A 12864-nucleotide genomic window follows, 5' to 3' on the forward strand; every position below is an offset into this window, starting at 1 on the left:
ATCGTTGTCTCTTTCGTTATGTATACTGTAACGAACGAAACTGAATCGGCCCTGAGGGCGGCCTGAGCATTTCTTGATAGCCTGCTTAACATTTACTGAAAAGAAATCCCGGGCTCAGGAAGACAAAAACCCATTGACGCATAAGTCAACGGGTTTGCATTTGTCCTGGTTTCCTGCACAATCCGGCAATCCGGCTTATTTCCGGGTGGAAGCAGTGCCTGCGTTATTTTTATCCCCGACGGTAACCGTCAGATCTTGAGTCTGGCCATTGCGGGAAATCGTCACTTTCAGCTTATCCCCGACTTTGGCCGCCTGAACCTGTTTGGTCAGCTGCTCTGCGCTCGAAATACTCGTTCCGTTGATGGCCGTAATGACATCATACTGGCGGATGCCGGCTTCGAAGGCGGGCGATTTTTGCTGTACGGCAGCCACAAAGGCGCCATCGGTATTTTTCAATTTAAAATCGGACAGCATATCTTGCGTAACATCCTGAACGCTGACGCCCATGTAAGGAGAAGCTTCTTTCGGAATCGCTTCGTTGTTTTTCAATTTATCCAGAACGGAATTGATTGTGCTTGTCGGAATGGCAAAGCCGATGCCTTGAGCTTCCGAGCTGACAGCCGTGTTGATGCCGATCACTTCGCCGTTCATATTGAGCAGCGGACCGCCGGAGTTGCCGGGGTTAATCGCCGCATCCGTCTGAATCAGATGCTTGTAGTTTCTTGTGCCCTGCTGGTCGTCGATGCTGATCGAGCGTTCTTTGGCACTAAGCACGCCGGATGTAACTGTATAGTCGAAATCGTACGGATTGCCGATAGCGACAACCCCGTCTCCCGGTTGAGCATTATCCGAATTGCCGATCGGCAAGGAGGCGAACTCTTTGTTTCCGGAAAGTTTGAGCACGGCCAGATCCAGATCGTAGCTGTTGCCCAGCAAAGTCGCTTTGAACGGCGTATCGTAGCCTTGTACGTACACGTCGATCTCATCGGCGCCGTCAATTACGTGCTCATTGGTTAAAATATAACCGGAGGACTCGAAAATAAATCCGGAGCCGAGCCCGCTTTCCTGCAAGCTGCCGCTGTTGTCGCCCTGGGACTGGCTGCCGCCACCGCTGCCGTTGCCACTGCCGTCACCAAGAAATTGCCGGAAGAACGGGCTGTCGTATAGCGGGTTGCTGCTTTTCGTCTTGGTCGCTTTCGTTTTCGTCTCGATTTTGACTACGGCAGGACTGGCTTGTTTGGCAATAGCGGCTATGCTGTTCGTTCCGGTGGAAGCGCCCAGCGATGCGGTCTGTACGCCGCGGCCGGTCGTAGTTCCCGCTGCCGCGGCGACCGTTCCGCTTGCAAGCGGCTGAACACCGCCGGTAAACAAATTCAGCTTATCGGAAGCGAACATAAGACTGCCGACTACGACCGCTCCGGCCATAAAAGCCGCGAAGACGCTTTTCATGGAAGTTTTGCGACGTTCCTCAGGTGTGTGATTGGTTGGAATTAATTCGTTCATTGATATACCACCTTTCTTTTATTTGCAATCTATAAAATGTTTAAGCTATAACGGACCAATTGGAGAGCGCGGATACGATTTTCCGAATGCGTTCATCCAGCTTGATCTGGCCGACAGACCGGGAAACGGTATTGTCTGAAGCTGCGGCGTAAATTTTGTTGTATACGATAGCTTCGGCCGAACTATGGCTTGGTTTAGCGCTCATGTTCATTCCACCTAACTGTGTTGGATTAACTTTATGTTTTGAGTATAGATGCCTAACCTGAAACGCTCCTGAAGCTATGCTGATAAGAACATAAAAACTATCTGAAAATACGCTGAATTTGCGGGCGGCAAAAAACCTCTCTCACAGCAGCAAACCGCTGCAAAAGAGGCTTTTATAAGGAAATTCAAAAAAATGTTCCTTGCTGGTATAAAAAAGATACTATACTACAAATAAGTTGGTACTTGCTTTAATTTGCATAATATCTAATAATGAGAGCATGGTTATTATCGTTGGATTTTACTTATCGAGGAGGTTGACGACTTTATGTTCGAAGATAGTAGTACTACCAAACAAAACAAGCGATTTGATGAGGTGCCTGTTTCCGTTCTGGACCTGGCCCCTGTCGTTGAAGGCAGCAACCCGGCCGAATCTTTTCGTCGGACGCTTGATCTTGCGCAGCATGCCGAAAAGTGGGGCTATCACCGGTATTGGCTGGCTGAGCACCATAACATGGCCGGCGTTGCCAGTTCGGCCACTTCGCTTATTATCAGCCATGTCGCGGCAGGCACTTCGAGAATCCGCGTAGGCTCAGGCGGCATCATGCTGCCCAACCACGCCCCTCTGGTCATTGCCGAGCAATTCGGCACGCTGGAATCTTTGTATCCGGGGCGCATCGATTTGGGGCTGGGAAGAGCCCCCGGATCGGACCAGCTTGCTTCCCGCGCTCTGCGCCGCGGTCTGGGCAGCGACGGGCATGATTTCCCCGAACTGCTCAGCGAGCTGCGCGGTTACCTGGACCCGTCCTTGGGAACCAGCATGCCCGGCGTGCGGGCCGTTCCCGGCGAAGGGCTGAACATCCCGATCTGGCTGCTCGGCTCAAGCGGATTTAGCGCCCAGCTCGCAGGCCAATTGGGCTTGCCGTTCGCTTTTGCCAGCCATTTTGCCCCGGACTATTTGATGCCGGCCCTGGAACTGTACCGCAGCAGCTTCCGTCCGTCTAAAGTGCTGGACAAACCTCATGCCATGGTAGGCATCAGCGTCGTTGCCGCCGATACCGACGAAGAAGCGCAAAAATTGTCCACGTCGCAGCAGCAGCTGTTTCTCAATCTGATCCGCGGCCGGCCCGGCTTGTTGAAGCCTCCTGTGGACAGCATGGAGCCGCTCTGGCTGCCGCAGGAAAAAGCCCACGTCCTGAAGCAATTGAGCTTCACGGTTGCCGGAAGCAAAGAAACGGTACGTGAGCGGCTGCAGCAGATCTTGAATAAAACGGAAGCCGACGAAATCATTGTGGCCGGGCAAATTTTTGATCACAGCGCCCGTCTGCGCTCCTACGAAATACTTGCCGAAATCGTGCAAGGAAAGTAAAAATCAACAATGAAACCTCCGACTCCACTTGATTGCCGTGGTTTCGGAGGTTTTTTTGCTGCGCCTCGCTTCTATATAAAATGCACACCTCAAAGATTTACTTCTTCTCTGTGGCGAAATAAAGCAGAGCAATGACCGGAAAGATTATTCCTACCCATAATGCTGCACTCCATCCTCCTAATGCGTATACCCATCCGCCGATAGCGGATCCAACGGCACCTCCCAAAAAGAAAATAGCCATGAATAGCCCATTTAATCGGCTGCGGATTTCTGGCCCTAACGAGAAGATTGACCGTTGTCCAAGCACAAGATTTGCGGATACTCCAGCGTCCAATAGAATGGCTGATACGACTAAAACAGCTATTCCGACAGGCGAACTTGTCTGGATGATGAGTGGCAGTAAAACAGAAACGACGACAATCGTGAGAGCTATCCCTGTAGACGATCTGGTCAAGCCGCGATCAGCCAGTCGGCCGGCTATAGGTGCCGCTATAGAACCCGCGACTCCGACAAGGGCGAACAACGCAATGGCTTTTTGAGAAAAATGAAAAGCAGGACTGGTCAACAATAACGGAACTGTTGTCCAGAACAAGCTGAAAGTCCCAAACAAACACGCATGATAAACGGCTCGACGACGTAAGATCGGGGTAGTCCGAAGCAGATGCCACATTGAACCAAGGAGGACTACATAGTGCGTGTTTGCCGTGGGCTTCCTTGCAGGAAGGACCTTAGCCAGCACGACCGCCAGGAGAACAATAGCTGCGGCTGACAGGGCGAATATCGCATGCCAGCCTAAGAAGTCAGCCACCAGGCTCGATAACGGACGTGAGAGCATGATACCAAGTAACAGACCGCTCATGACATTGCCTACAACGCGGCCGCGTGTCGCTTCCGTTGCAAGGTATGATGCAAATGGCACGAGTACTTGTGCTGCTACCGACCCCAACCCGATGAAAAGTGAAGCCGCTAAGAAAAGCATAGCGTGTTTCACGACTGCAGCGGCAATCAGGGCGACTGCGCTGAGCAGTAAAGTGACGACTACCAGCCTTCGATTTTCAATAATATCCCCCAAAGGTACGACAAACAGCAAGCCGACAACATACCCAATCTGGGTTAACGTTACGATCAAGCCGGCACTTCCGGCAGACATCCCAATTGAAGAGCTGATTAAACCTACCAAGGGCTGTGCGTAGTAAAGATTAGCTACAATGATACCGCATGCGGCCGCCAGAAGTATGGCTAACCATGCTGGGAGATCCTTTTCGATGGCTTGTTTTTTTGAAAAAGTCATAGTTACAACTCCTTATTTGGAAATCATATTGACATATGGATTTTATATAAGCGCTGCGATGATCCCCCCTTTACCGACTAACGCAATTAAATACTGTACTTAAAGTTCACTAATTAATAATTAAATAATATACTGAACGTATAGTTTTGTAAATAGACAATTTAATTTAGTTTATACTTTTCAGTTCGGATACATACGTGCGAAAGTTGGGAGGGTAAAATCATTACGGAGTTATTAGGCGAGGCGCTGCATCTTCAAATGCAAAAAAGCCCGAACAAACATCTTCGGGCAAAAGTTACTCTGCAGCAGATTTATTTATCCGCCGTTTTGCATTTTTGGATTAAAGACTGCAGCTCATTCTGGAGGCCGTCCTCTAAAAAGGCAGACTGAATAATTTCGTTAAAAGTTACCAAGGCTCTTTTAAATTTATTTTCGCCGAGCTCCGTCAAATGGGTGTAGATCCCTCTCCGATCGTCTTCACAAACGTGCCGCTGCAAAGCACCGCAGCTTTTAGCTTCCATTCTGCCTACCAGTCTTGATACGGCGCTTTGACTTAAGCCGACCATTTCCTCCAATTTCTGTAACCTTAATTGTTTATCGCTTGTTTGGGACAGGAAATAAAGAACATAGAATTCTTTTAACGATAAACTATAGTTCTCTTGTAGAGCACTCTCCAATTTATTATTAATGCTCGTTTGTATATTGGTAAAAGACAGCCAGTTATCTAATAGTTCATTGTTGGCGCTAGTATGCATATAAGTCTCACCTGTTCTGTTTCAAATAATATAGTCATTCGGATTATTACAGCCGCCGTTCATTATTTTAAGAATATCATAATGATTATTCCCAAGCTAGACCGCAGCATTCATGTTTATGCTTTTTTGTGCAAATAAAAAAATTGGATTTAGACAGCCTCCCCTCTCGGTAACGGTCTTCATGACTGCCCACATCTTCTTCGCGCGTTCAAAAATTGTGATTCTGACCAGCGTCAAAGGACGTTACTGGAAAACAAAAGCTGCCGTATACTATTCTACGTTTCTCTAACGGGTTAAGGGAAACGCAATTATGAGGAAAGGGGCTTTAAAAATGACTATTCAAAACTTAGTCGTTAACGGCGGTTTTGAAACAGGAACTCTTGTCCCGTGGAGCTCTGCCAATGCTTCGGTTACAAGTACTTTTTCGCATTCGGGTATATTTGCTGCCGATTTGCAAGGCGGTGCAGTTACCTCTTTTATAGCACAATTCGTACCGGCAACTTCAGGAGAATCTTACGAATTCCTTGTTTCGCTTGCCAAGGTCGGGGGACTGCCGGCACCTTCCGTTACGGCCCAGGTGCTTTTTTTTGACAGCCTCTTTAATCTGCTCAGCACCGGACTTTTTATAGACGTTCTACAAGATCGAATTCCTGACGCTACAAACAATACTTGGCTCGAAATCTACCAAACGACGAGCCCTGCTCCCGCCGGCACCACTCAAGCGTTCATACTAATCAACACTATCCCGCTGGCTGGAACAGCGGATATTTTAGTAGACGACGTGGCATTGCTGGCTGCAACCGGAGGCGGAGCCACCGGGCCGACGGGTGCTACGGGAGCTACAGGTGCTACTGGTGCTACGGGGGCTGCAGGAGCCACTGGGGCGACGGGCGCGACAGGGCCATCAGGCGGAGCTACTGGCGCGACAGGTGTGACTGGGGCTACAGGTGCTACCGGGGCCACTGGAGCCACGGGCGCTACCGGTGCCACGGGTGCTGCTGGAGCCACGGGAGCCACAGGTGCTACGGGCGCTACTGGGGCTACCGGAGCCACGGGCGCTACTGGTGCCACTGGTGACACTGGTGCCACTGGTGACACTGGTGCTACGGGCGCTACGGGCGCTACTGGGGCCACGGGCGACACTGGGGCCACTGGCGCTACTGGTGCCACAGGTGCCACGGGGGCTACTGGTGCTACCGGAGCCACGGGCGACACTGGGGCCACTGGCGCTACAGGGGCTACTGGCGCTACTGGTGCCACGGGCGACACTGGCGCAACGGGCGATACAGGAGCTACTGGAGCCACGGGCGACGCAGGGGCTACTGGTGCTACCGGAGCCACGGGTGACACGGGCGCTACTGGTGACACTGGGGCCACGGGCGCTACGGGCGCTACTGGAGCCACGGGCGACGCAGGGGCTACTGGTGCTACCGGAGCCACGGGCGACACTGGTGCCACTGGCGACACGGGGGCCACGGGCGACACGGGGGCCACTGGCGACACGGGGGCTACGGGGGCTACCGGTGCCACGGGTGCGATGGGTGACACCGGAGCCACGGGCGCCACGGGGGCCACGGGCGACACGGGGGCTACGGGGGCTACCGGTGCCACGGGTGCGATGGGTGACACCGGAGCCACGGGCGCCACGGGGGCCACGGGCGACACGGGGGCTACGGGGGCTACCGGTGCCACGGGTGCGATGGGTGACACCGGAGCCACGGGCGCCACGGGGGCCACGGGCGACACGGGGGCTACGGGCGCTACTGGTGCCACAGGGGCCACGGGTGACACGGGTGCCACAGGTGACACGGGCGCTACTGGTGCCACAGGTGCTACGGGTGACACGGGCGCTACTGGTGCCACAGGGGCCACGGGTGACACGGGTGCCACAGGTGACACGGGTGACACGGGGGCTACTGGCGACACAGGTGCCACTGGCGCTACAGGGGCTACGGGCGCTACTGGTGCCACGGGCGACACTGGTGCCACTGGGGCCACTGGGGCTACGGGCGACACAGGTGCCACGGGAGCCACGGGCGCTACTGGTGCCACAGGTGCTACCGGAGCCACGGGTGACACGGGTGACACGGGCGCTACTGGTGCCACAGGTGCTACGGGTGACACGGGCGCTACTGGTGCCACAGGGGCCACGGGTGACACGGGTGCCACAGGTGACACGGGCGCTACTGGTGCCACGGGCGACACTGGGGCCACTGGGGCCACTGGGGCTACTGGCGACACCGGAGCCACGGGAGCCACGGGCGCTACTGGTGCCACAGGTGCCACAGGGGCCACGGGGGCCACTGGTGACACTGGGGCTACTGGCGACACCGGAGCCATGGGAGCCACGGGCGCTACCGGGGCCACCGGCGACACTGGGGCCACGGGCGCTACCGGCGACACTGGTGACACGGGTGCTACCGGCGACACTGGGGCTACAGGGGCCACGGGAGCCACGGGCGCTACTGGTGCCACAGGGGCCACGGGGGCCACTGGTGACACTGGGGCTACTGGCGACACCGGAGCCATGGGAGCCACGGGCGCTACTGGGGCCACAGGGGCCACGGGGGCCACGGGCGACACGGGCGCTACTGGTGCCACAGGGGCCACGGGGGCCACTGGTGACACTGGGGCTACTGGCGACACCGGAGCCACGGGAGCCACGGGCGCTACTGGGGCCACAGGGGCCACGGGGGCCACGGGCGACACGGGCGACACGGGGGCTACTGGCGACACAGGTGCCACTGGTGACACGGGTGCTACTGGTGCCACAGGTGCCACGGGCGCTACCGGCGACACTGGTGACACGGGTGACACGGGGGCTACTGGGGCTACTGGCACTACCGGAGCCACGGGCGACACTGGGGCTACTGGCGCTACCGGAATCACCGGCGACACGGGGGCTACTGGCGCTACTGGCGCTACTGGGGCCACTGGGGCTACAGGCGACATCGGAGCCACCGGCGACACTGGGGCCACGGGCGACACAGGTGCCACTGGAGCCACGGGCGCTACAGGTACCACGGGCGACACAGGTGCCACTGGGGCTACTGGCGACACTGGCGCTACTGGCGCTACTGGCGCTACTGGGGCTACCGGAGTCACGGGTGCCACGGGTGCTACTGGCGACACTGGCGCTACTGGAGCCACGGGCGACACAGGTGCCACTGGGGCTACTGGGGCTACTGGCGACACTGGCGACACTGGCGCTACCGGAGCCACGGGCGATACTGGTGCTACGGGTGCTACCGGGGCCACGGGCGCTACCGGGGCCACAGGGGCGTTCCAACAGTTTCAGGTTTCCGAGAATTCGCCAAATACGACGGGGAGTTCAGCAATAGCGATAAGTGCTGTCGCGACTCCTCTCGGGACGATTACAATAACGGGGGTTCCGGCCGGAAGCCGCGTTTGGTTAACCGGAATTGTTGGATGGCAAGCAGATGCGGCTAATACTGTGCTTCAATTGCAAATTCTTAATGGAGCAACCGTCATCTTTAGCATCAATGATGAAGCGACCTCGACATCCTCATTTTTCGCAACGAGCGTCGACCATGTTGATTCAACGCCTGGAACCGGCGATGTAACGTATACGTTACAGGCGTTAACGCTGAGCGGTACGGCGACTGCAATCGGAGCGATCACTTTCACCGGAATTTTGCTGTAAAAAATAAAGCTTTGAGGCCGACCTTTTACAGGTTGGCCTTTTAACTGCCCTTTTGCCCCCTCTTCATGCCTGAAAAGCGGATATCCTTCCTAACGAATGGCTATATTACTTGTTAAGGAGCGTGAAAATAGTGCCAAAACATGAAAAAGAAACCGAGCCGACGATCGCACCCGGAATGAACACCCATGATCCGCTTGAAGAAAAGGCTGACGGAAAAGAGATCGAGCAAGGCGAATATACGGAGGTCACCCGCCTGTACCTTGATCGCACGCCGGAAGACTAGCCCCCTCCCATCCTCTCCCCCTGCAAAAGCCGGTTATGAAAAAAGCTGATCCCATCATACATATCACCAACGAAAGGTTTCGTGCAGGCGAGGGGGAATTCGGATGAAAAAAGCATTGATTCGGCTTGAAGATATCGGCCCCGGAGACTATTACGAATCTGCGGAAAATCAGGCGAAGCTTATTGCTGTCGCCGATTTTTTGCGTGCGTCTGGCGTTCCGTTTCATGTCGCCGTCATTCCCCGGTTTGTCGACCCGATCCGCCGGATCGACCGCTCCATTGCGGACCGGAGCGATCCGGTATCGGTTCGTTTTGTCCAAACGCTGCACACGTTGTCCGATAAAGGCGCATCCCTCGGCATTCACGGATACACGCATCAATACGGCAAAACGGTAAGCGGCGAAGGCTACGAATTTCATTACGCAGACTGCCGCGCGAACTGCCCGCCGGACGATTCGCCGAAGGCATTGAGTCAGCCTGACCAGCTGCGGCATTCGTACGCATACGGACGATTCGCCAAGGCGCTTGAGCTGTTTCACGCCGCCGGGCTGCGGGCGGATTGGTTCGAGACGCCGCACTATGCGGCATCCCCGGTTCAAAGGGATATTCTTGAAGCTTGCAGCGGCCTCATTTATGAAAATAATCCCGCCTTCCCCGACAGCCGAAAGATCACTTTTCGCAGCTCGGACTCGCCTGTCTCCAGTGGAGCTCTGTACGTTCCGACGCCCCTCTTCTACGTAAGCGGCGAAGCTGTCAAGGAAGACACGGAACGAATCGTCAGCGAGATGCGCAAGTATGGAGCCGATGACTTGGCTTCTTTTTTCTATCATCCGTTTCTTGAATTCCCATATATCCGGCTTCAGCCCGGCGCCCCGCCAATCTATGAGGACAAAACGCCGCTCAAAACGCTGATCCGCTCCTTTCAAGCGGACGGCCGACGGTTCGTCTCCATTTTGGGTTTGCTTTCGTTTGTACCGGATTTCCGGCAAACCGATGTTTGGGAAGGACCCGATTACCGGGTTCTGACTGCAAAAACCGAAAAAGGCGGTAAAGACAGGCTCATGATCCGTCAGCGCTCAAGCGGCAATTGGTATTTTGCTGAGGTGAGTTTGGACAGCAGGTTTAAAATCGGGAACGGGATTCGCACGGTTCGTCCGGTTTTGTCGGGTTGGCCCGCTTGGGGCGGCGGGACGGAGCTGGCCGGCGATTTCAACGGCGACGGCCGAAATGACGCTGCGGTATGGCATCCCGGGCTTTGCGTTTGCGAGGTGGCGCTACATACAGGTACCGGGCTGCAGCCTGACGGGAGATGGCTTGCCGCGGGAGACGCGTTCAGGGGATGGCAAGCTCTTGCGGGGGATTTGAACGGCGACGGGCTGACGGATTTGGTGCTGTGGGACCCGGATTCCGGCCGTCTGGCTGTGGCTCTCAGCCATGGACAAGGGTTTCACGCCCCGCAGCTCCGGCTGCAAGTCCCCGGCTTCGCCAAAGCCCGCTCCCCTTATATCGCGGACGTCAACGGCGACGGGCTGGCCGATCTTGTGCTCTGGGACCGCGCGGCAGGTCAATGGGACGTCTGGCTAAGCGACGGACTGCGTTTACATGCCGCTGGCGCCTGGTTGACCGCGCCCATATCCGGCGAGCGCTATGACGCGCTTCTCGCTGATTTGAACGGCGACGGCCGCAGCGATCTCCTGCTTGTGGATCGGGAGCAGGGACTTTGGACAGCCGCCCTCAGTACAGGAAGCGTCTTCTTACCGCCGGCTTCCCCTTTCGGGCCGTGGGCCGCGGGCGCAAGCATGGAGCCGCTCGCGGGCGACTTTCACGCGACTGGCCGGAACGACCTGCTGGCGCGTTGGCCCGATCGGTTTGGCGGCACGCTATCTGCCGCGGTCAACATTTTGAACAGGCGTTAAAACCGCCGGCTGCAGGCTGCAGGCAGCGTGCATTTTGTCACGCTCAGTTCTTTCCCTCGACGACACATTCCTTGTGTTCGAAGAAAATAAAATGCAGACTGGCGATATGGCAGCTCATCGTTTAATTACTCTTCTATGGGATCGCAGTTGGAATCTTTTAAATCGGGGTTCATTAGAACCCTATTATAATAATCAATTTTATAATCAATAATTTTTTCGGTCTCCTGCAATCGAGAAATTTCGTCTTGGACTCTTGTCTTGTGCTCGATTAGAAACGAGATTTTTTGATGGATTGAGGAAGATCCTTGCGAGGAGAGTTGACGGTATCGCTTGATTTCTTCCAACGTCATTCCTGTTGCCTTCATTCTCGTCAAAAAAACCATAAACTCCAGCTGATGTTTATTGTAAGTCCTGCGCCCGTTTGCTTCACGATCCGCATACGGCAGTAATCCAATTTTCTCATAATAGCGGATCGTATCTTCCGATAGCCCAGTGAATTTTGCCGCCTGTTTAATTGAACTGAAGGCTTCCGGAACGTCGCTCACTTTTGCCACCTCCTCCTGCTGTATTACCACGGTATCACTCCGTTTTCATCAAAGAAACCGCCGGTCGGACCCTCGTTGGGAAGGGTTGCGAGTTTCACGACAATAGACGCGCCCTGTTCAACGGTACGATAACCCGTATGCCCATTCAAATCCGTAGCTGTGTACCCCGGATCAGCTGAATTTATCTTGATCGGCGTACCTTTTAATTCTCTGGCAAACAAGACAGTCAGTGCATTGACAGCCGTTTTCGAACTCATGTAGGCGAGCACATTGACTCCGTATTTTTCGGCATCGGATTCCGGGTCATTATTCAAGGTCAAGGAAGCCAGGCCACTTGAGAGGTTTACAATTCTGCCAGCAGGCGAATTTTTAATCAAAGGGAGCATTACCTTAGTGACAGAAAACATGCCGAATACATTCGTTTCATAAGTATTCCTTAGAACGGTCAATTCCAGTTGACTCGGAGGAAGACCTCCATCCAAGCTCACGCCAGCGTTATTAATCAGAATATCAAGCGCCCCATATTGATCATCAATTCGTTTCGCGGCAGATTGAATGGTATCCATGTCTGTAACGTCAAGCGTAATTGCCTCAGCATCTATGTTCTCATTCTTCAGCAAAGCTGCAGCTTCATCCCCTTTAGATTGATCTCTTGAACCGATTAAAATTGTGAATCCCAGCTTGCCCAATTGCCTGGCAGTCTCAAGACCAATACCTTTGTTTCCGCCAGTGATCAAAACTGTTTTTGAAGTGCTCATGATTACGCCTCCTGGAGGTAGAATTTACTTGCTGAAAATCATGATAAAACTTGGAGTATACTCCAAGTCAAGCATTAACAAGGAGCGTTTTTTATTGAACTAAGGGGGCGATAGGGAAAGTCTCGCGAGTTCAACGTTCGCGTGATGACAAGTGCGATCACGGGGGCGATCGGGGAGTATTAGGCGAATGCGAATCTTTACGGTAAAGTCGACCTGGAGTCGTATTCCGCGGAATTGGTGAACATATTCGACAAAACTATCCTGATCGACGCCGGCTCCAGCGATTCGATTGCAAAAAAATGAGCCGTGAGGGGGTGGTAATTACTGGAAGTAGGAGTCTGTGCGACGGGGTTGCTTTTATACATACCCATTGCCCTAATTTGAGGGACAGCTGCTTTTTCTGGGCGCGTACCTCTCCTTGCGAGGTCGCGGAACTGAACAGAATGGGCAGGATGCATCGTTCAGGGAGAAAACCTTCGAAAGTGCAGTTTTTTTCCACTAGCTTTGCAAAGAAGCTAACATCGACTGGATTAAAATGGTTAAGTTTCTTTTTGAGTTATTAGATACTTATTTTCCCATT

Annotated in this window: 10 protein-coding genes; 4 read left to right on the forward strand and 6 right to left on the reverse strand. The window is 54.3% G+C overall.

Features of this window, described 5'->3' with window-relative positions; translation table 11 throughout:
• Nucleotides 1-195: 195 nt before the first annotated feature.
• Nucleotides 196-1503: a trypsin-like peptidase domain-containing protein gene (locus AC6RNO_RS33200; protein WP_497108047.1), complete on the reverse strand. Its 1308-nt coding sequence runs from the start codon at nucleotides 1501-1503 to the stop codon at nucleotides 196-198.
• Nucleotides 1504-1543: 40 nt separating this feature from the next.
• The gene (locus tag AC6RNO_RS33205) at nucleotides 1544-1708 is read right to left on the reverse strand and encodes a hypothetical protein (RefSeq protein ID WP_497108048.1); all 165 of its coding nucleotides are present in this window, start codon (nucleotides 1706-1708) and stop codon (nucleotides 1544-1546) included.
• 324 nt (nucleotides 1709-2032) lie between these two features.
• On the opposite strand from AC6RNO_RS33205, the gene AC6RNO_RS33210 reads away from it, so the two are divergent.
• Nucleotides 2033-3073, forward strand: a complete 1041-nt coding sequence (locus AC6RNO_RS33210; RefSeq protein ID WP_474684194.1) for an LLM class flavin-dependent oxidoreductase — start codon at nucleotides 2033-2035, stop codon at nucleotides 3071-3073.
• A 97-nt stretch (nucleotides 3074-3170) separates the two neighbouring features.
• On the opposite strand, the gene AC6RNO_RS33215 is transcribed toward AC6RNO_RS33210, so the two are convergent.
• Together AC6RNO_RS33215 and AC6RNO_RS33220 are read right to left on the reverse strand one after the other, a co-directional pair.
• Nucleotides 3171-4364 (reverse strand): MFS transporter, encoded by a 1194-nt coding sequence (locus AC6RNO_RS33215; RefSeq protein WP_497108049.1) that lies wholly within the window; start codon nucleotides 4362-4364, stop codon nucleotides 3171-3173.
• A gap of 311 nt (nucleotides 4365-4675) precedes the next feature.
• Entirely contained in the window at nucleotides 4676-5119 is a 444-nt protein-coding gene (locus AC6RNO_RS33220) for a MarR family winged helix-turn-helix transcriptional regulator (RefSeq protein ID WP_474684192.1), read from the reverse strand.
• 331 nt (nucleotides 5120-5450) lie between these two features.
• Here AC6RNO_RS33220 and AC6RNO_RS33225 point away from each other — a divergent pair, with 331 nt between their 5' ends.
• From AC6RNO_RS33225 to AC6RNO_RS33235, 3 genes are all read left to right on the forward strand, one after another.
• Nucleotides 5451-8783, forward strand: coding sequence for an NTTRR-F1 domain (locus AC6RNO_RS33225; protein WP_497108054.1), 3333 nt, complete (start codon nucleotides 5451-5453; stop codon nucleotides 8781-8783).
• Between the two features lie 130 nt (nucleotides 8784-8913).
• The gene (locus AC6RNO_RS33230; protein WP_474684191.1) at nucleotides 8914-9066 is read left to right on the forward strand and encodes a hypothetical protein; all 153 of its coding nucleotides are present in this window, start codon (nucleotides 8914-8916) and stop codon (nucleotides 9064-9066) included.
• Nucleotides 9067-9169: 103 nt separating this feature from the next.
• Nucleotides 9170-10981, forward strand: a complete 1812-nt coding sequence (locus AC6RNO_RS33235) for a DUF2334 domain-containing protein (protein WP_497108050.1) — start codon at nucleotides 9170-9172, stop codon at nucleotides 10979-10981.
• A gap of 125 nt (nucleotides 10982-11106) precedes the next feature.
• On the opposite strand, the gene AC6RNO_RS33240 is transcribed toward AC6RNO_RS33235, so the two are convergent.
• On the reverse strand, nucleotides 11107-11526 hold the full coding sequence (locus AC6RNO_RS33240; RefSeq protein WP_474684189.1) for a MerR family transcriptional regulator: 420 nt from the start codon (nucleotides 11524-11526) through the stop codon (nucleotides 11107-11109).
• 23 nt (nucleotides 11527-11549) lie between these two features.
• Nucleotides 11550-12284 carry an SDR family NAD(P)-dependent oxidoreductase gene (locus tag AC6RNO_RS33245; RefSeq protein ID WP_497108051.1) on the reverse strand — a complete coding sequence of 245 codons (735 nt, stop codon included), beginning with the start codon at nucleotides 12282-12284 and terminating at the stop codon, nucleotides 11550-11552.
• Nucleotides 12285-12864 lie beyond the last annotated feature (580 nt).

This window comes from Paenibacillus sp. sgz302190, assembly GCF_059820445.1.

Coding starts and splice junctions, on each gene's coding strand:
- AC6RNO_RS33200 (WP_497108047.1), bottom strand. CDS start 1,503: ATGAACGAATTAATTCCAACCAATCACACACCTGAGGAACGTCGCAAA.
- AC6RNO_RS33205 (WP_497108048.1), bottom strand. CDS start 1,708: ATGAGCGCTAAACCAAGCCATAGTTCGGCCGAAGCTATCGTATACAAC.
- AC6RNO_RS33210 (WP_474684194.1), top strand. CDS start 2,033: ATGTTCGAAGATAGTAGTACTACCAAACAAAACAAGCGATTTGATGAG.
- AC6RNO_RS33215 (WP_497108049.1), bottom strand. CDS start 4,364: ATGACTTTTTCAAAAAAACAAGCCATCGAAAAGGATCTCCCAGCATGG.
- AC6RNO_RS33220 (WP_474684192.1), bottom strand. CDS start 5,119: ATGCATACTAGCGCCAACAATGAACTATTAGATAACTGGCTGTCTTTT.
- AC6RNO_RS33225 (WP_497108054.1), top strand. CDS start 5,451: ATGACTATTCAAAACTTAGTCGTTAACGGCGGTTTTGAAACAGGAACT.
- AC6RNO_RS33235 (WP_497108050.1), top strand. CDS start 9,170: ATGAAAAAAGCATTGATTCGGCTTGAAGATATCGGCCCCGGAGACTAT.
- AC6RNO_RS33245 (WP_497108051.1), bottom strand. CDS start 12,284: ATGAGCACTTCAAAAACAGTTTTGATCACTGGCGGAAACAAAGGTATT.